This is a genomic window from Parafrankia sp. EUN1f, assembly GCF_000177675.1.
Classification (GTDB): domain Bacteria; phylum Actinomycetota; class Actinomycetes; order Frankiales; family Frankiaceae; genus Parafrankia.
In genome coordinates this window covers 1-19,149 of sequence record NZ_ADGX01000161.1, presented here as the reverse complement: position 1 = coordinate 19,149, position 19,149 = coordinate 1, and the positions used below count along the sequence as shown (strand labels likewise).

At 69.7% G+C, this 19,149-nt stretch carries 13 protein-coding genes; 11 read left to right on the top strand and 2 right to left on the bottom strand.

Translation table 11 applies throughout. The features are described 5' to 3' along the window. The 4 genes from FREUN1FDRAFT_RS31710 to FREUN1FDRAFT_RS31695 all read left to right on the top strand — a co-directional run. The coding region (locus FREUN1FDRAFT_RS31710; RefSeq protein WP_035955291.1) for an HAD-IA family hydrolase at positions 1 to 474 on the top strand (474 nt) is incomplete at its 5' end. A 217-nt stretch (positions 475 to 691) separates the two neighbouring features. Further along, complete coding sequence (locus FREUN1FDRAFT_RS31705) at positions 692 to 3,352, top strand: alpha/beta fold hydrolase (RefSeq protein WP_006544422.1); 2,661 nt, start codon at positions 692 to 694, stop codon at positions 3,350 to 3,352. Between the two features lie 320 nt (positions 3,353 to 3,672). Next, the gene (locus FREUN1FDRAFT_RS31700; protein ID WP_035955276.1) at positions 3,673 to 5,178 is read left to right on the top strand and encodes a WD40 repeat domain-containing protein; all 1,506 of its coding nucleotides are present in this window, start codon (positions 3,673 to 3,675) and stop codon (positions 5,176 to 5,178) included. Between the two features lie 183 nt (positions 5,179 to 5,361). Then, on the top strand, positions 5,362 to 5,682 hold the full coding sequence (locus tag FREUN1FDRAFT_RS31695; RefSeq protein WP_157475650.1) for a hypothetical protein: 321 nt from the start codon (positions 5,362 to 5,364) through the stop codon (positions 5,680 to 5,682). Between the two features lie 120 nt (positions 5,683 to 5,802). Here the strand turns inward: FREUN1FDRAFT_RS31695 and FREUN1FDRAFT_RS31690 are convergent, their stop codons facing one another. Next, positions 5,803 to 6,864, bottom strand: coding sequence for a phosphotransferase (locus FREUN1FDRAFT_RS31690; RefSeq protein WP_035955288.1), 1,062 nt, complete (start codon positions 6,862 to 6,864; stop codon positions 5,803 to 5,805). A gap of 389 nt (positions 6,865 to 7,253) precedes the next feature. On the opposite strand from FREUN1FDRAFT_RS31690, the gene FREUN1FDRAFT_RS31685 reads away from it, so the two are divergent. The 7 genes from FREUN1FDRAFT_RS31685 (at position 7,254) to FREUN1FDRAFT_RS46985 (ending at position 17,905) form a co-directional block, all read left to right on the top strand. Then, positions 7,254 to 7,904 (top strand): TetR/AcrR family transcriptional regulator, encoded by a 651-nt coding sequence (locus FREUN1FDRAFT_RS31685; RefSeq protein ID WP_006544418.1) that lies wholly within the window; start codon positions 7,254 to 7,256, stop codon positions 7,902 to 7,904. Between the two features lie 309 nt (positions 7,905 to 8,213). Continuing rightward, positions 8,214 to 9,284, top strand: coding sequence for a hypothetical protein (locus FREUN1FDRAFT_RS31680; protein WP_006544417.1), 1,071 nt, complete (start codon positions 8,214 to 8,216; stop codon positions 9,282 to 9,284). Between the two features lie 432 nt (positions 9,285 to 9,716). After that, a complete protein-coding gene (locus FREUN1FDRAFT_RS47785) occupies positions 9,717 to 13,211 on the top strand; it encodes a beta-propeller fold lactonase family protein (protein WP_304412160.1) in 3,495 nt (1,164 codons plus the stop codon). A 211-nt stretch (positions 13,212 to 13,422) separates the two neighbouring features. Then, positions 13,423 to 14,172, top strand: coding sequence for a tyrosine-protein phosphatase (locus tag FREUN1FDRAFT_RS31670; RefSeq protein ID WP_006544415.1), 750 nt, complete (start codon positions 13,423 to 13,425; stop codon positions 14,170 to 14,172). Positions 14,173 to 14,436: 264 nt separating this feature from the next. After that, complete coding sequence (locus FREUN1FDRAFT_RS31665; protein WP_006544414.1) at positions 14,437 to 15,447, top strand: DUF2278 family protein; 1,011 nt, start codon at positions 14,437 to 14,439, stop codon at positions 15,445 to 15,447. A gap of 104 nt (positions 15,448 to 15,551) precedes the next feature. Beyond that, entirely contained in the window at positions 15,552 to 16,466 is a 915-nt protein-coding gene (locus FREUN1FDRAFT_RS31660; RefSeq protein ID WP_006544413.1) for a TIGR04222 domain-containing membrane protein, read from the top strand. Positions 16,467 to 16,495: 29 nt separating this feature from the next. Next, the gene (locus FREUN1FDRAFT_RS46985; protein ID WP_006544412.1) at positions 16,496 to 17,905 is read left to right on the top strand and encodes a DUF692 family multinuclear iron-containing protein; all 1,410 of its coding nucleotides are present in this window, start codon (positions 16,496 to 16,498) and stop codon (positions 17,903 to 17,905) included. 415 nt (positions 17,906 to 18,320) lie between these two features. On the opposite strand, the gene FREUN1FDRAFT_RS31650 is transcribed toward FREUN1FDRAFT_RS46985, so the two are convergent. Next, positions 18,321 to 18,752 (bottom strand): hypothetical protein, encoded by a 432-nt coding sequence (locus tag FREUN1FDRAFT_RS31650; RefSeq protein WP_006544411.1) that lies wholly within the window; start codon positions 18,750 to 18,752, stop codon positions 18,321 to 18,323. Between the last annotated feature and the right edge of the window lie 397 nt (positions 18,753 to 19,149).

Genomic DNA, 19,149 nt, shown 5'->3' with positions numbered 1-19,149 from the left:
CTGCCGTTGGAGATGGAAGGCCCCTTCGTCCGGGAGAGCTACCGGCTCTCCCCCCAGGTCGTGCTCTTCGACGGCGTCCGTGACCTGCTCACCGGCCTGCTCGACCGCGGGACACGCCTCGCCGTCGCGACGGGTAAAAGCGGCCCACGGGCCCGTGACCTGCTGACCCAGCTCGGTATCGGTGACTGCTTCGTACGGGTCATCGGTTCCGACGAGGTCACCCACCCCAAACCGGCACCCGACATCGTCCACCGCGCCCTCGACGCACTCGACGCCGCACCGGACCAGGCCGTGATGGTCGGCGACGCGGTCACCGACATCCGCAGCGCCCGATCAGCCGGGGTCCGTGCCATCGCCGCGATGTGGGGAGAGACCGACCAGGACGAGCTCCTGGCAGCGGCCCCGGACTGGGTGACCCACACCCCGGCACAGCTACTCGGCCTACTCACAACACGCCCCTACCAGCCCGCCTGACAGTCACCCACCCACGTGACCGACACACGCAACCGCACGTCATCGGCTCGTGGCCGCGATGGGTGCGCAGGTGGCCGGTCCCGCATTACCGGGTGGCCAACGCGAATATTCAGGCGTGGGCTGCCGATAGCACGAGTGAGCAGGTTTGGAGTTATCCAGATCGTATGATCGGCCGTTCTCCGAACAACGGTGAGCGGCGCGGGACGGGAGTCGCGAAATGGTCGGTACACAGCCCTTGATCGTCCCTGCGACAAATCCCGCGTGGCCGTACCCGACAATCATGGCCCAGTTTTCCCGCATCGCTGCGGCGCGCGCCGCGAATCCTGCAGTGCGCGACGGAGATCTTGTGCTGAGTTACGCGGAGCTGGACCGGCGTTCCAGTGCGCTGGCCAGCGCACTGGCCACCGCAGATGATCTCGATGCGAACCTCGGCATCCTGCTCGGGCAGGGCGCCTGCGCGATCATCGCCATGCTCGGCGCGCTCAAGGCCGGCCGGCCGTTCGTGCCGCTGGACCCGATGCTCCCGCCCGCCCGCCTCGCGCAGGTCCTGCACCTGGCCGGTGCGACCACCTGTGTGACGGACGTCCACCACCGTGACCTGCTGGTGGACGCCGGACCAACGCGCACCGTGCTTCTCGACGCGCGGGGAGCGGTCGCGGAGCCGAACGCCGGGCCGGTCGCACCAGGTGCGGCGGCCGACGGCCGGCTGCCGTGGGAGCATGCCGGGCCCGAAGATCCGGCCTTCGTGGTGTTCAGCTCCGGCTCCACCGGCGTACCCAAAGGCGTCGTCTGGCGCCATCGCACCGTGCTCCACGAGGTGGCGTCGGGTATCAGCCAGGTCGGCGTCAGCCCGGCGGACCAGATCGCGCTGGTGCTGCCCACCGCCTTCGCGGCGGGGATCACGGTCATGTTCTGGGGGCTGCTGCGCGGTGCCACGCTGCACACGCTCGACCCGCGTGCGCGAGGGGTCACGGCCTTGCCCGCCTGGATCATCGACCGCGGGATCACCACCCTGCACCTGACGCCGGCGCTCATCCGCGCCCTGACCACAGCCACCCCACCCGGGTGCGTGCTCGGGCAGCTGCGAGCGGTGACCAGCTCCGGCGAGGCGGTCTACGGCAGAGACGTCGCGGCGTTACGCGAAATTCTACCCACTCCGTGTACGTTCTATAACTGGTCCGGCTCGACGGAGACCGCATCGCTGGCATTCTTTCCCGTCCGCTCCGGGGAGCGGATTCCGGCGGGACCTTTGCCGGTGGGATGGGCCGTCGACGGAAAGGTCATCGAGATCGTCGACGAACAAGGAAATGCGGTGCCGGACGGCGTCGCCGGCGAGGTTTCAGTAACGTCACAGTATCTTTCCGCTGGCTACTGGAACGGGCCGGAGATGACCGCGCAGCGTTTCCGCCCGGTCCGCGAGAGCGCTGGTTCCGGCACCGGTGGGTCGCTGGTCACCTATCGCTCCGGCGACCTGGCACGCCGGAGCCCGGACGGGTGCATCGAACTGCTCGGTCGTGCTGACGCGGCAGTGAAGATCCGTGGGTACCTGGTCGAGCCCGCCGAGATCGAGGCGGTGCTGCTGGCCTCACCGGATGTCGTCGAGGCCGTCGTCACAGCGGAGCGCCCGAAGGACCAGCCGCCGCGGCTGATCGCATACGTGGTGTGTACCAGCACCGTCAAGTCCGCGACGGTGGCGGTCCGCGCGCTGCTGCGGGAGAAGCTCCCGTCCTACATGGTTCCCTCCGCCGTGGTGCTGCTGCGCGAACTGCCCCGCAACGAGCGTGGCAAGGTCGACCGTGCGGCGCTGCCGCCGCCGCCGGTGCGTGCCCCCGGACGCGCGCCGACGGGACGTAGCCACTGGGAGCATGCGCTGCGCGACCTGTTCGCGCAGACTCTCAAGATCGACGACATCGGGGTCGATGACGACTTCGTCGAACTCGGCGGCGACTCTCTGCTGGCCCAGCACCTGCTCAGCGAGATCGCGGCCCGGTTGGGGGTGACGCTGCCGACCTCGGTTCTGGCGGAGGCGCCCACGATCGCGACGCTGGCCGTCCGGGTGGCGGCGGCGCATCGCGGCATCCCGAACCATCCGACCTGCGTGCCCCTCAACGCGGAAGGGTCCGGCGCGCCACTGTTCTGCGTGGCGGGTGCCGGCGGCCTTGCGATCAACTTCGTCGCGTTCGCCCGCTCGCTGGGCCCGGACCTGCGGGTCTACGGCTTGCAGGCCCAGGGCCTGGAACGCCGGGCGCTCCCGGACTGGAGCATCGAGCGCCACGCGCGGCGGCATCTGGCCATGCTCCGCGTGCTCCAGCCCACCGGGCCATACCACATCGCCGGATTCTCCTTCGGGGGCCTGGTCGCGCTGGAAATGGCGCAGCTGCTCTCCGCCGCCGGTGAACAGGTCGCCCTGCTGGCGCTGCTGGACAGCAGGCTGCCTCCATCCGCGCGGTCGGTGGCCGGTGAGACCGGTACAGGCAGCGGCGCTGGTGCTGGCAGCCATGCCGGATGGCAGGTCACCAGCCTGCGGCGGTGGGCCTCGCGGCCCGTGCTGCCGAGTGGGTCCAAGGTGCGCAAGGCGGCCCGGCTGCCACTGACCGGCATCGTCCGATACCCGGGCCTTTCCCATTTCGACGCGTTCTTCGACCAGGCACGAATCGTCAGCAGGTCGTACCGGGTGCGTCCCTATCCCGGCAGGACGGTTGTCTACCTCGCCGAGGACAACGCCGACCCCGCCCGGGAGGGGTGGACCCGTCACCTGACCGGCGACGTGACTGTCGTCTCCGTGCCAGGCGAGCACCACTCGATGCTCAACGAACCGCATGTGGCGGTGCTCGCGGCGGATCTGCGTGCCCGCATCGACGAGGTGCGCCCCAGCTGACCAGAGGGGATGCGCCGCACGACCCGGTTCAGTCAGCTGCTGGCCCTCGGCGGGAGGGTCCGATAGACGGGATTCGGCGCGCAGCCACTGCCGGCCGGCGGCGAGGTGGAGCTCGATCGGCACCATCCGGGGCCGGTCCCAGGCGGCGAACCTGAGTATTCGCGCTCAGGTCGTCCCGGGGGCTGACCGGAAGACTGGCTCGTATGCGCACCTCGCCGCCGACGGCGGACGACGAGCCCACAGATCTCCGGGGCGCTGTGATGTCCCGAAGCGGGAGAGTTCGTCGCGTCTGGTCCTGCGCCGGCCCTGAGCTGGTCGCATTGGCCCACCTGGTTCTCGTCGGGCTCGCCGCGAAGGGCACTCTCCACTCGCTCGCGCACGATGACTTCGACGGGCTGAACAACGCCACGCAGATTCCGTTCGCACTTCCCTGGCTTTTTCTCGGTTTTCCGTTCGACCTCGACCCCGCCTCTGTGGAGGGCGTCTGTTTCCTCGCGTGTTGTGGCGTGTTCAACGCGTTGCTGTTCTACGCCTGGCTGGTACTGAGACGGGCGCAGAGCCGGGCGGCGGGCGGAACGGGACGGCCGACGCATGTGCGTGTAGGCGCGGCCCCCGTCGGCGGTCGCCGGAATCGCCGGTTCTCCTGGACCGATCTCGTCGGCGCGTTGGTCGTCCTGGTGCCACTGGCCGTAGTAGCGATCACGCTGACCTGGCGCGAAGGCAACAAAGCTCACCCCGTCGCCACCATCGCCGCCCACGACGGTTCTGTCATGGCCGTAGCGTTCAGCTCCGATGGCCGCCTGCTCGCCAGCGTCGGCCAGGACGGCGCGGTACGGCTGTGGGCGCTCGACGAGGAGGCCGCACATCCCCGGCTTCTGACGTCCGTCGTCGTCGACTACCTGAACTCGTACTACGATCTCGCGTTCAGTAGGGATCATCGAATCCTGGTCGCCTCGCACTATGACGGCGAGGTCACCATCTGGAATGTGGTCGACTCCACCACTCTGACCGAGTCCGCGACCCTTCCCCGCAATGTCAGCGGAGCCATGGGGATGGGGATGGATCTCAGAGCTGATGGAAAGATTCTCGCCAAGGCTGTGAACGACCATACGGTGCAGCTGTGGGATCTGGCCGATCCGGCAAAGCCTGTCCAACTGGCAACGTTTGACGCCAGACATGGTGGCAGCACGACGGAGATCACGTTCAGTAACAGTGGTCGGGCTCTGGCCGTTGCATCCTCCGCGGCGGTCGAACTGTGGAACGTCGCGGATCCGAGCCGGCCGACTGCCGCCGCCGTCGTCACCAAGCCGGTTGACGGCGCGCACGACATCACGTTCAGCTCGGATGACGCCCTCCTTGCGGTCGCCGAGCCCAGCGAGCACGCCGTAACGCTGTGGGACGTGTCAGATCCCAGCCGTGCGCGGCTGGCCGCGACGCTTCCCACGGACGGCAGGGCCATGGCGGTCGCGTTCGGCCCTGACAGCAGGACACTCGCCGCCGCCGTCGACAAGGCTGTTCGACTCTGGGATATCAGCGACCCCCGAAATCCCGCCGGACAGGCCACATTCAGTAGTCACGACGGGTGGATCATCAATCTCGCGTTCAGACCGACGGGCGCCGTTCTGGCAAGCACTGGCGACAACGGAAAGATCCGTCTGTGGGATGAAAGCCCCCGGCCCCACAGGAAAGCTGCGGCGAAACCGTCGGTACCGTGTGATCACGAGGGTGCGGTTGCCGGCCTGCCGGCGGAGGGCTCCTGCGGCATGTCGGAGTACCAGACTCCCAGGTCGGTCCGGTCGCCGTTGATCGATGCCACGTACACGTGAATACTGAATGTCGATTTGTCCGCGGCGCGGGTCGCGAGGCAGATCATTTCGGCGTCCATCTGGTTGGGAAGGTCGCCGGGGCAGTCTGCCGTGTACGCCCCTCCGCTGCCTGATCCCCGGTACACCGGGCCGATCTGGGTTTCGACCTCCGCTTCGGGCACCACCGGCCGGAGCGGCTCAGAGGTGGTGCCATCCGTCGGCGGCGCCGCGGCGACGCTTTCTGTGGGCGTCGCCGACGTCTCCTCGACGCTGGACGTCGGGGTGACAGCCGCGGTCTCGCCGAGCTGGGCCGCAGGCACGGTCGGTGGCTCGGTGTCGCTGCCCGAGCCGGAGCGGCCGGTCACCGTGAAGCGCGGCGATGGCTGCGACCGCGACCGCCGCGCCGTATCCCCGCGCCCGGCGACGTCCGGCCGCACCGTCGGCGCTGTTGGCGCACTTGCCGCTGTTGGCGCTGTTGGCGCTGTTGGCACCGGCGTCGTCACTGGCGACGCGGGTGCTGGGTGACATGACTACTCCGTCCCCGATGGTCGGATTCCGGCGTTCAGCAGGTCGATATGAGGTGGGGCACCGGCGGGATGTCCGGTGACCGCGCCGCCCCGCCGCCCGCGGAGATCGCCCCGCGGGCTAGGCGAGCGCGTCGAGGGCGCCGGCGGTGTCGAGGTCGACGTACGCGGCTGCGTAGCGTTGCGCGAGCGGAATGGACACCTCTGGTCGTTGCCATCCGTCGGCGGAGGCGGTGGCCATCCAGATGGCGAGGCCGTGTGCCACCGAGGCCCGGTAGCGGAGCCAGATGCCGTCGCGGGTCGGCCGTTCCTCGGCGGGCAGGTCCAGGGCACGGTGGTATTCGTCGATCAGGTCGCTCTCGCACGCCCGGCGGTCGTCGACGGTGAGTGCGCTCTGCACGAAATAGCCCAGGTCGATGACGTGATTTCCGCGGCGCAGCACCTGCCAGTCGAGGAAACCCGCCCGGTTTCCGGGAAGGGTGTAGGTGTTGCCGATGTGGGCATCGCCGTGCAGCAGGGTCTGGGGTCCGTCGGTCAGGGTGCCCACATAGGTGACCCACATCTGTTCGATCTGCTCGCCGGTGAGGGACCGGACCGCCGGTGGAACGGTCTCGGCGACCCTGCGCAGGCCGGTCTCGATACCGTGCATCCCCTTCCACGCCGCGAAGGGCTGGACCCAGGCAAGGTCCTCCCGGTTGAGGCGATGCCCCCAGAAGGCACTGTGCAGCCGGGCAAGGCTTCGGACGGCGTCGGCCGCCTGGTCGGGATTCATGGGTGTGGTCGCGTCTCGAGGTTCCGCGCCTCGGATGGTGACGTCCTCCATGACGAGAACGAAGTCGAGTGTCGGCTCGTCCATGAGGGCGCAGTACGCGGCCGGGTGCTCCAGCGGTAGCTGCACACCGGTGCTGAACAGCCGGGTCTCGTTGAACAATCCGCCTGTCATTGCGTTGAGCTTCGCGTGAGCCGGGTCGGCGGCCTTGACGAAGACAGCGGGCGGACCTTGCTCCCCGATGTAGGAGAGCGCGAAGCGCGCGCGCCGGTTGGTGCCGTCGTCCCGCAGCACGAGGTCCGCCGTACGGACCTTCACGCCGGGAAAGGCGGCGGCCAGGGCCGCGGTCATCCACTCCGCGGTGACGTCGTCCCAGTCTGCCGGTATGCGTATGGCCGGAGGCGCGCTTCCCATCTCGGTCCCCTTTCGTGTGGACATCCGGTCGTGTCGTCCCGTGGCGCCGCGAGGCAGGGTCTGGAGGCCACGGCCGGCGACGGCGGAACCGTCCGGGCGGCTCGGACCGTCGATCCGGTCGCAGGTCGCAAGTCGCAGGTCGCACAGCCGGGGCGGGAAAGCGAGCCTGATCGTCGGCGGACGCAGCATAGCGTAATTTCGCGTTAGACGTCACACGCGAATTACGGCCCACCCCACCGCACCGCGCGGCACGGGCCCGGCGCGGCACCTTACGAGGCAACTAGAGTCGCGTTCGGGAGCGGCGGTCAGCCAACCAGCGGCGCCGGCCCCTCGCAACTCGTGTGCGCAAGGATGGGTGACGATGTCGGACGGCCGCGCGGTCAGCACCTGTGGGTGACCTCGAGAGCGGCGAGTCGGGCACGGCGGAAGAAGCGGACGCGCCCCCGCCGAAGCGCCGCCCGTACGAGAGCCCGACACGTCGCCAGCAGGCGGCCCAGACCCGTGATCGCATCGTCGCGGCCGGCGCCGAGATGGTCCACGGCTTCGCCAGCTGGGACTGGCGCGACCTGACGGTGCGGGCGGTCGCGCGTCGCGCCGGGGTCAGCGAGACCACCGTCTACCGGCACTTCGCCACCGACCGGCGGCTCCATGAGGCGGTGATGCGCCGCCTGGAGGAGGAGGCAGACATCGAGCTGGACGACCTTCAGCTCGATACGTTCGACGACCTGATCCGGCGTATGTTCACCTATCTGGCGTCCTTCCCGATCAGTCCGCCGGCACAGGACGATCCCACCTTCGCGGCGGCCGACGAACGCCGACGAGCGGCGCTGATCGCCGCGGTGACCGAGTCCGCGGACGGCTGGTCGGACGAGGATCGCGAGACCGCCGCGGCGATGTTGGACGTGTTGTGGAGCGTGCCCTCCTTCGAGCGGCTGACCACGGTGTGGCACTTCGACGCCGACCGCGCCACGAACGCCGCCACCTGGCTCGTCCGCCTCGTCCGAGCCGCCGTCCGGGAGGGGCTTGGCCCCAGTCAGTGACTCGACCTGATTGCGGGTGACGTCCGTCCGGCGGGCGGCGCCGGAAGAAGATCTTCTGGTCTTACGCTCAAAGAGCCTACGCAAAACGGACAACTCGGGGCAATCGATCGGCGTCTCGCGACCTCCTTGCTTCAAGTCGCCGCAACTGCCACAAGCCTCCGTAAATTCGGCCTATAGTCGCCGATGGCTCCGTATCTGCGGATCCCGTGCAGCGTCGCACGCCCTGCGCTCCACCTGCGCAGAAGCTGTCACCCCCGGTGTGGACGGGCACATCTGCTCGCATCGCGCACCCCTGACGCGAAGGTCAACGTGAGATCACATCTGTCCGTGCGTAAGCACACAACGGCAACAGCACTGGTTCTGGGCACCGCGCTGGCGGTGGCCTTCCCGGGCGCGGCACACGCCAACACGGTGGGCGTCACGGTGAAGACACCCGGGGCTACCAGCGGTCCCGCGAGTGCCAACTCCGAGATCTCCACCCACGCGGACTGCAGCAGCGGCCTGATCTCCGGCGGCGGGATCAGCCAGGCTACCGGCTCCGGCAACGGCAACCATGTGATGGGCACCTCGCCCAGCTCCGACGGCACCACCGAATACACCGGTTCCACCGGGGTCGTCGGTACCGATGTGACGCACTGGCTCGGGATCGGCGGTAGCGGCGGCCAGGTCGACAGCGGCTTCTCCAGCACCCCCTTCGCACTGTGTTTCAGCAGCAACCTGATCAACCACACCCAGGTCGTCATGAACAAGACCAACGCACCCACCACCGCGACGACGGTGGGCCTGGTCACCGCGACCTGCCCGGCGAACACGGTCCTGCTCGGCGGCGGGGCACGCGCCACCCCGGCCAGTGTCGGCGACTTCAAGCCGATCGCCAGCTTCCCCACCTTCAACAACTCCGCCCATAACTACGGGCAGAAAGCCGCGGCCGACGGCGAGACCAACCCCGACTCCTGGACCGCTGTCGGGTGGGCCAACGGCACCAACAGCACCAACTACACCTATGCCTACGCGATCTGCAGCGGAAACAACATCAACGTCAGCGGCGTCACCGTGAAGGTCCGCTTCAGCGAGGCGAGCGGTCCGACCACGGCGAGCACCAGCCAGAAGGCGACCATCGGCTGCTCCGGCGGGGACGGGAAACTGATCAGTGGGGGCGCCGCCATCAGCGGAGGCAGCGTTACCACGACCAACTTCACCGGACCGGGCTCGGGCGGCGACCACCTCAACGGAAGCTTCCCCAGCGATTCGAGCGGCAACCCGGTCAGCGACGGGACCACCACGGCGGCGTACTGGACAGCCTTCACCCATACCGGGGGCTCAAGCTCACCGAGCACCTATTCCGACGTCTGGGCGCTGTGCGCCGACGACGGCGTCTGAAAACCCTTCAGCCTCGGACCCCGGACGGGCACGGCACCGAGCACGGCCCGCCCGGACCTTCGCCGCGTGACGTGACGAAGAAAAGGGCCCGGCGATACGCGGCCGGTGGCCGGCAATGGCACCGCACGGGACAGCCGGCGCCGTTCCCGGCGCACGCCTTCTCACCGAGGAGCGCGGCGATCGCGGTGCCCCACGGCTTCTACGACCTCACTGCCGGCACCACACCAGGGGGCAGTGTCGGCAGTGACGGAGCGCTGCCGCGTTCGCGGTGGCGGTGGCGGTGGCGGTGGCGGCCCGGCGTCGCGGTGGGACGGCGAGGCCGGTCCGGCGAGTTCTCATGGTTCATGAATGTTTTACCAGAGGGGGATGATCGTCATACGTAATCGTCGCGTATTCGCGTGGTCTGTTTCGGTGCTAGGTGTTTTGCTGAGTATGACGCTGACCAGCTGCGTGCCGGAGCTTCCGGCGGGTGGCTCTCCGAAAAAAGCCTGCGGGAGCTCGGGTGCCCTCAACAAGAAGACATGCACCTACAGCACCGTCGGTTCAGACACCTTCACCGTTCCCAGCGGCACAAAATGGGTCGAGATCACGGTTGTCGGCGCTCAGGGTGGTCATTACTATATCGCCGGTGACGACATTCACGGTGGCTCGCTGACGGGCGACATCACCGGACGTCCGGGTGGGGGCGGCGGCCGTGCGTACGGCGTAATAGCGGGTCTACCCGCAGGCCATGTGCTGCAGGTCGATGTCGCCGGCAAGGGTACTGACGGCACTGCGGCAAGCCGGTCTGGCGGGAAGAACAACGGGCCTTCCGGGGGGCAGGGCGCCGCGGGCGGGTTCGGCGGCTCCACCGGTGGTGTCGTGGGCGGTAAGGGTGACGCCGGCGGCGCTGATGGCGGCACATCGAGCAACAACGGTGGCAACGGTGCCGGCGGCGGCGGCTCCTCGGATGTACGGGTCGCTACTGGGGGCTGCGCAAGGTTGACGTGCGGCCTGTCGGCTCGAGCGCTGGTCGGTGCGGGCGGCGGCGGCGGTGGCGGCACCGGGGGCCAAGGCTATGCGCTCGGCGGGGCCGGCGGTGCCGGTGGCGGTGACGCCGGCGCTGCTGGTGGTGCCATCGTCGATGGTGGGCATCCGGGGGCTCCTGGGGGCGGCGGAACCCAGACCGCGGGTGGGGCCGCGGGCCTCAACGCCGGGCGGCACGCGACTCCGCCTGCCCCCGAGCCCGACGATCCGCGCTTCGGCGGTGATGGTAGCGCCGGTAGCGCTGGCTCGGGCGGCGTCGGGGGCGTGGGTAACCAGCCCTGCCTGGGTGTGCACAACCCGCCCTGCCGAAACCCAGATGATCCGACCTCAGGCGGTGGCGCCGGCGGCGGCGGTGGTGGCGGCTACTTCGGCGGCGGTGGCGGCTCGGGAGGTGGCGGCCTCTCGATCGGCGGCGGTGGAGCGGGCGCCGGTGGGGGCGGGGGAAGCTCCTTCGTCGCGTCCAACGCGAACATAAGCTCTGTCCTCCTGACCGCTGGCGTCAACACCGGAACCGTCAACAACGGAAACGGCCAGGTGATCATCACGTGGGGTAGCTCCAACGAGCCCAAGCCCACTCACCCGGCTGAGCCGGAACCGACAACAAGCCCGGAACCGACAACAAGCCCGGAGCCGACAACGAGCCCGGGACCGACGACCACACCGACGACGGAACCGACGACGACGCCGACAACGGAACCGACACAGGGGCCTGGCCAGAAGGCGGCGGCGGCCACCGCCTACGTGATCAACAATTTCGGTAACACGGTGACCCCGATCGACGTGACCACCAATACTGCCGGTACCCCGATCCCGGTCGGCGCGACTCCCAGAGGACTTACGGTCACACCTGACGGCAAGACCGTCTATGTGGCGAACCGGGCCGACAACACGGTGACACCGATCAATACGGTCACGAACACCACTGGTACGCCGATCCCGGTCGGCGAGTCCCCGTTCGGGATAGCGGTGACTCCCGACGGCAGGACCGCATACGTGGTGAACAACGCCAGCGATGACGTGACGCCGATCGACGTGGCCACCAATACCCCCGGTGCCAACATCCCGGTCGGGGACAACGCGCACAGCGTCGCGGTCACGCCCGACGGCCGGACCGCCTACGTCACCAACTCCGCAAGCGGCACAGTGACGCCGATCGACGTGGCCACCAACACCACCGGCAACCCGATCCCCGCCGGGAACAACCCGCAGGGAATTGCGATCACGCCGGACGGCAGAACCGCGTACGTCACCGACAACGCCAATGCCGAGAGCGCCACCGTGACACCGATCGATGTGGCTTCCAACACCCCCGGTACACCCATCCAGGTCAGCGACCGCCCGGTCGGAATCGCGATCACGCCCGATGGAAAAACCGTGTACGTCACCAATGAGCGCGAAAACGTGGTGACGCCGATCGACGTGGCCACCAACACCCCCGGTGCCACCATCACCACCGGAGGAACCCTGCCGTTCGCGATCGCGATCACGCCGGACGGAGTAGCCGCCTACGCGGTCAACCGCGACAGCGACACGGTGACGCCGATCGATCTGGCCACCAAGGCACCCGGCACCCCCATCCCCGTGGGTGACCGACCGGTGGGGATCGCGATCACCCCGGCGCCGGTGTGTGGGAGCACCGGTGCGCTGTCCGGGACAACGACCCTGACCTGCACGTATCACTCCGTCGGATCGGACACCTTCAGGGTTCCCGCGGGAGTGGGCTCGGTCGAGGTCGTCGTCACCGGCGCCCAGGGCGGGCACTACTTCATCGCCGGTGACGCGGCGCACCCGTCCCCGGCCGGGGACATCACCGGACGTCCCGGCGGAAGCGGTGGCCAGGCATCCGGGACACTGACGGGTCTCACGAGCGGCCAGGTCCTGCAGGTGGACGTGGCGGGTAAAGGCGCCAACGGCACCGGTGCCTCACGCTCGGGCGGGATGAGCAACGGCCCGTCCGGCGGGTCCGGCGCACTCGGCGGGTTCGGTGGGTCCACCGGCGGCGTGCCGGGCGGGCCTGGCGATGGCTCCGGCGCGAACGGCGGAACAGCCTTCAACGGCGGTAACGGTTCCGGCGGCGGCGGCTCCTCGGACGTCCGTCTGGCCGCGGCGGGATGTGCCGGACTGACCTGTGACCTGTCCACCCGGATGCTGGTCGGCGCGGGCGGCGGCGGCGGAGGCGGCACCGGAGGCCAGGGCAACGCGCTCGGCGGAGCCGGCGGTTCCGGTGGTGGTGACACCGGTGCCGACGGCGGGACGACCGTGGACGGTGGCAATGCCGGATTCTCCGGCAAGGGCGGCACCCAGACGGCCGGCGGCACCGGAGGGCTGAACGCCTGCCGGCACGGCGCTGGGAGTCCCCCGCCCAGCGACCCGCTGACCGATCCGCGCTGCGCAGGGGACGGCGCTGACGCCGCTTCCGGGGCCGGCGGGACCGGCGGGGCCGGCAACCTGCCCTGTAACGGGGTGTACGTCCCGCCCTGCCAGAACCCGGCCGCCACCACTTCCGGCGGTGGCGCGGGCGGCGGCGGAGGCGGCGGTTACTTCGGTGGTGGCGGCGGCAGCGGTGGCGGCGGCGCCTTCGGCGGCGGTGGTGGCGCCGGCGGGGGCGGCGGTGGCGGCAGCTCGTTCGCCGCGCCGGACGTCGTGAACGCCGTCCTGACCACCGGCGTCAACTCAGGCACGGTCAACGACGGCAACGGTGCGGTCACGATCACCTGGACGCCCTCCGGCATCTCGGCTCCGGCTGCGGCCGCCGCGCCGGCTGCCGCTTCGGCTGTAACTCCGGCCGTGACTCCGGCGGCGGTTGCGATCTCGACCGTCCCGCTGACCCCAGACCCCACTCCAACCCCGACCCCGACCCCGGTACCGACCCCAACGCCCGCACTGGCCCCGAAGCCCTGACAGGACGAATGACAAACCCGCGGAGCCCGCACGGGTAGCGCGCACGGGTAGCGCGCACGGGGCAGCGCAAACGCCGCGCTCGGCCGGTGGACGAATCGATCACCGGCCGAGTTGCGTTCACCCGCCACTCCGAGTCGCGACGTCCGGCCGGTGCGGAATGCCGGTTCCAGATTCGCTCGGGTCGCGCCGAGCGCCGAGGCAGAATGGGCTCGTGACCGATCGCTGGATCCAGCTCGACGGATGTGTGAACGCGCGGGACCTCGGCGGGCTGCCGCTGGCGGGCGGCGGCCGGACCGCCCGCGGTGTCCTGTTCCGGACCGACACCGTGCAACTGCTCAGCCTGGACGACATCCAGCGGCTGGTCGACGGGCTCGGGCTGCGCGCCGTGCTGGACCTGCGCACCCCGAGGGAGGCGGCGGCGGAAGGCCGCGGCCTGCTCGCCGAGACCGACGTGCTTTACCACAACCTGGCGTTCGTGCCGGACTCCTACCTGGTTCCCGGCGACCCGGAGCACAAGGTAATCGTCGAGCGCCGGTCGAAGCAGGAGGTCGCCGACCACTACCTCGACTACCTGCTCCGTCCGGGCAGCGAGGCGCCGGACGCCGTCCGGCTGCTCACCCGGCCGGCGGAGCTGCCGGCGCTGTTCCACTGCGCAGCCGGCAAGGACCGTACCGGGGTGCTCGCCGCGCTCGTCCTCGACATCGCGGGGGTGGAGCGGTCGGCGATCGTCGACGACTACGTCCTCACCAACGAGCGGCTGCCGCGGATCGCGGAGCGGCTCGCCTCACTGCCCACCTACGGCAGCCGGCCGGCCAGGCGGGACATCAGCTGCCGCCCGGAGACCATGTGGACGTTCTTCGAGCGGCTCGACGACAAGTGGGGCGGCGCCACCGGCTGGGCGGCCGCCCACGGCATCACCGACCCCGAGCTGGACGTCCTCCGAACCCGACTGCGCGCATGACCGACCAGATCTGCTCGCGCTGGGCAGGATCTCCCACATCTACCAAACACGAACATTCACCTGCCGTTCCATTCGCCGATGAAACACGCTTCCCTTCCCCTTGCTTTTGATGGGTTTTCGCCGGTGATACCCGTGACCGCAGGGCGCGAAGGTAGAGCAGTCGCCGGAATCAGCGGCGCGGCACCGTTGCGCCGCGACCTCTCTCCTTGCTGCTACGCTCCGCGTGAGCGTTGCAACCACGGGGAAAGTCAGGTGGAGGTTGTCATGCCGTTGAAATCCTACGGAGTTCTCGCCGGCCAGGTACGTGACCACCGCCGAGAGGGCGGCGCGGACAGCCCGCATTACCAGATCGAGGTGGATGCGGCCGGAACAATGTTCCGGGTGGCGGTCAACGTGCTGTCCTCCCAGGCCCCCGCGGAGCTTCTCTACACCGCCTCCGAGGACTTCACCCATCCGATCCTGCCCGGGCTGGCCGCCCTGCCCGACGGATTCACCACGCTGGACAGCACACCGGGTGGGCTCGCGCTGGATTTCATTCGCGGCAACCTGTTCGACCGCACCAGCCTGCGAACACTGCCGTCGGACAAGCCCGGCCCCGACAACGATCTGGCGGACAAGCTCGACCACTACGTCCAACGCGCCGAGGCCGATTCGACCGCCCGGCTGTACGCCTTCGGGCAGCGTTGGGGCCCGGAAGCCACCACCCCCGACAAGATCTTCGGATTTCTCCCCGGGAACGGCGTCCACGACATCCACATGAACCAGGGCAACAGCCGCCAGTTCATCCGGGATGACGGTGTCTGGCAGGACGGCGGGCTCCTGCTCGCGTTCGCCGACCGATGGGTCGCGATCTTCCTCGCGTTCCAGAACCAGATGTGGCACACCGACGACAGCACCGGCCACACCCTGGTCGGCGTTCCGCCCGCGGGCCCGGCCGGCCACCCCGCCCCCGGCGAGCCCGACCGGCAGATCCGCATCATCGCCGCGCTGGTCAACCCGCTCGGTCCCGCCCCGGAGGCCGAAACCGTCACGCTGCTCAACACCACCGCCGAACCGGTCGATCTGGCCGGCTGGTCCCTGCTCGACCGCGCCAGCCACCGCGCCCGTCTGACCGGCCCGGTGCTTCCCGCCGGCGACGCGGCGCGAATCCCCGTCCCAGCACCGGTCGCGCTCGGCAACAGCGGCGGCACCATCACCCTGCTCAACGCGGACGGGCTGAAGGTCGACGGCGTCGCCTACACCACCGCCCCCGAAGGACGCACCCTCGCCTTCTGACCAGCCCGGCCACACAGGCACCGGCAGCCCGAGTCGTCGATCCGACTGGGTGCGCGGGCCGGGTTTCCTGGACGCCACCCGGCGCGCTGCCGCACGATCGTTGCGTGGCAGCCAGCGGAGTCGAGGTACTCGCGGCACAGGGCGATACCTGGGGGATCAGCGGCCCGACCTTCCTCTCCATTTACGGCTGGGCGTTGGTGGGAGTCTCCGGTCTTGTGTTTCTCATGCGGCAGCGGCTGCTGAACCGCGCCGCTGATTTTCCGGTTCACTCGAACAGTCAGCTGCGCGGGGACTACGCCTATCTGACCGGTGGACTGAAACGGGCGGTGGACGTCGCCGTCGTCTCACTGTGCGAACAGGGTTTCCTGGGGCCGGCCCCGTCGCACGGGCAAGTGCGGGTCGCGCAGTCCCCAGCGCCGGGCATGGTGGGCCCGTTCGAGCAGATGGTGTTCGACCTCGTCGGCGCGATGGGCACGGCACGGCCTGCCGATCTGGTGCGTCGTCTCGGCGGGGACGCTCGGGTCATGGCTGTGCACCATCATCTGGTCGGGTTCGGTTTCGTTGCCGCACCGGAGCAGGCGCGAGCGATCCGGTCGCTGACCAGGTACTTCCTCCCTCTGCTGGCGCTCGGTCTGATCCGGCTGGTGTTCGGCGCGTCCCGGCACCGACCGGTCGGCCTCCTGCTGCTCGAACTGCTGGCCACCGCGCTGGTGATGATCGTGGTCGCCACTCCCTGGCAGGACCCGATACTCACCTCGACCGGCCGTCGTGTGGTGAGCCGGGCTCGGGCGGACTTCGCCGGTCTTCGTTCGGGTGGCCTGCAGGGCGAGCGCGCGCTGGCGTTGTCGCTGTTCGGGCCGGCCGCCCTGTGGGCCGCCGATGCAACCCTCGCCGGGTGGCTGGGGTTCAACCGGCCGTCGAGCGGCGGTGGCGACAGCGGCGGTGGCGGCTGCGGTGGGGGTGGCGGCGGGGACAGTGGAGGTGGCGGCTGCGGTGGGGGTGGCGGATGCGGTGGATGACAACCGGTGGATGACGACACCCGCGGCAGATGAAGACACCCGCGGTGGGTGACGACGGCGGGAGACGACAGCTGTCCGGGCTGATCCCGGGTCTGGGTGCCGGGTGGCGCCCGCCGCTGGCGAACGTGCTCGCGCAGCGCGCCGACCTGACCTTCGTCGAGGTCATCGCCGAGGCCGTGGACCCCCGGGCGCCGCTGCCGCCTTCACTCGCCGGCCTTGCCGAGCGGGGCGTCCCGATCGTCCCGCACGGGATACGGCTGTCCCTGGGAAGCACGGAGCGTCCGCAGCCGGCTCGCGTCGCACGCCTTGCCGCGGTGGTCCAGCGGTGCCAGGCGCCGCTGGTGAGCGAGCATGTCGCGATGGTCCGCGCCGGCGGCCTCGAGGCGGGCCATCTGCTGCCGGTGCCACTGACCCGGCAGGCGCTCGGCGTGGTGGTGGGCAACGTCCGGGCGGTCACCGCCGAGCTGGGTGTGCCGCTGGCGCTGGAACATCCGGCGTCCCTGCTGCGGTGGCCGGCGGACGATCTGCATCCGGCGGACTTCCTGACCGAGCTGGCCGAGCGAACCGACGCGCTGCTGGTCCTGGACGTGGCCAATCTCCACGCCGACCGGCACAACCACGGGCTCGACCCGGCCCGGTTCCTCGACCGGCTCCCCTGGGAGCGGATCGCCTATGTGCACGTGGCCGGCGGGGTCGAACACGACGGCCGCTACCACGACACCCACCGCCACCCCGTGCCGCCGGCGGTGCTGGACCTGCTGGCCGAGGCTGTCCGCCGATGCCCGCACCGCCTCCCGGTGATGCTGGAACGCGACGGCGACTATCCCAGTGCCGCCGGGATGAACGCAGAGCTCGACGCCGTCGCGGGCGTGCTGTCAGTCGCGTCCACGCCCGCACCCGCGCCCTCGGCCCGGCCCGGGCCGCCGTTCCCCGACTCGCGCCAAGCCGCGAAGCCGGCCGGCGGTGCGAACGCGGCCCAACAGTTGGATCTGGCCGCCGAACAACCGGATCCGGCGGCCGAACAGCGGGACCTGGCGGCTGAGCAGGCTGATCTGGTGCGAGGGCTGGTCGCCGGCGGGCCTGACCCGGCCGCGTTCGATCCGGCCCGCCTCGCGGCCACTCGAGCGGCCCTGCTGGACAAGCGGGCACGCGAGGTCGCGGCCGTGTGGCCGGCGCTGGCCCGAATGCCCGGCTTCGCTGACCGGTTCGCCCGCTACGCGGCCGGCACGCCACCGCACGGCCCGGTCGCCGACGGGCGTGCCTTCGCCGAGGCCGCCCGCGCCACGCTCGACATCGCGGCCGTGGCCGAACTCCTGGCGCACACCCTGCCGGGACGTCCGTTCGCCGTCCGAGCCGGGCGTGCTGCCGACGGGCGTGCGGTTGCCGCGGTCCGGCTTCCGGGCGGCGCCTTTCGGCTGCTGAAGCTCCCGCGCCACTGATCAGGCCGGGCTCACGAACCGATCGGGCCAGACCCATCGGCGATTGATCCGCGACCGTCCCGCTCCACATGCCGAGAACCTGACCTCTGCGCCGGATCTCCCTGTTCAGTCACTGCTGGGGTTCGACGACGAGATCTTTCGCTCAGGTCTCCCGCGGGTAGGCGACGTACGCGAGCAGGTCGACTATCGCGGGAGCAAGTACGCCGGCAATTCACGCCAATAGGGACAACCAGGACAGGGGAGTCGCTTGGCAATCCGCAAAAAGTGAGGATTACGGTTGCCGCCGCAGCCAAAAGCCTCATTTCTTGCTCGGGAGCAGCGGCATCGACGGAAGCCCGAGGCTCGGGAATCTGCGACGGGCTGTAGTAGCCAAAATTGCTCGGCAGCGGCGGGGGTGGACGAGTCCGGTCGGACGTCAGCAGTCGATGGAGTGCTCGACGAGTTCGGCCCGCAGCTGTGTGAGGGTCGGGTTGTCCGGCCAGGTGCGGTCGTCCTCGACCTCGTGCCCGGAGCCGCGGGCGTCGCGGACCTCGTCGACGTCGAAGTAGTCGACGAGACCGCGGCCCGAGGAGCGCACGTCGTTCTCGAGTTCGACGTCGCAGGTCTGCGGGTCGGCGTCGGTGTTCACCAGGACGTGCGCGTCGTAGGCGACGGTGCGCTTCTTCCCACCCTTGCGCTCGATGTCCGCGGACACGTGGACCTTGCCGTAACCTTTCGTGCGCAGCTTCTCGGCGAACTTGTCCGCATCGTTCTTGGAGCCGCAGGCCGTCAGACCGGTCAACACGCTCGCGGTGAGCACGAGGGCGATCCCGCCCCTGACCATGGGTGTCCGCTGCTGCCTGGTCATGTTTTCTCGTCCTGCCTTCCACCACACAAGGTCGACACGTCTCGAGCAGAGGTCGACATGACCTGAGCCGGGTCGGTCCAGAATGACCCCTTCGCCCGGAAGGCACCCGCCTGTGTCACCTATTGGGCAGGCACCTCCGTCACAGACAGGCACCCCCGGGCAGGCGCCCCCGGGCAGCACCCCCGGGCAGGCACCGGCGTTGGTACGCACTGCCGGTCGTGACCTACGCGCGAACCGAGTGAACCAGCTGCTCTCAGGACTGGACGGAGACCCTGAAGGCGCAGCCGGCCTCGGCGAGGTAAACCTCGCCAGGACTGCCCGCGTTGAGCATGACCGGGCCGTCGCCCTTGTGTGCCGTGACGAAGTCGAGTGACCGACCGTCGATCGCACGCAGCGT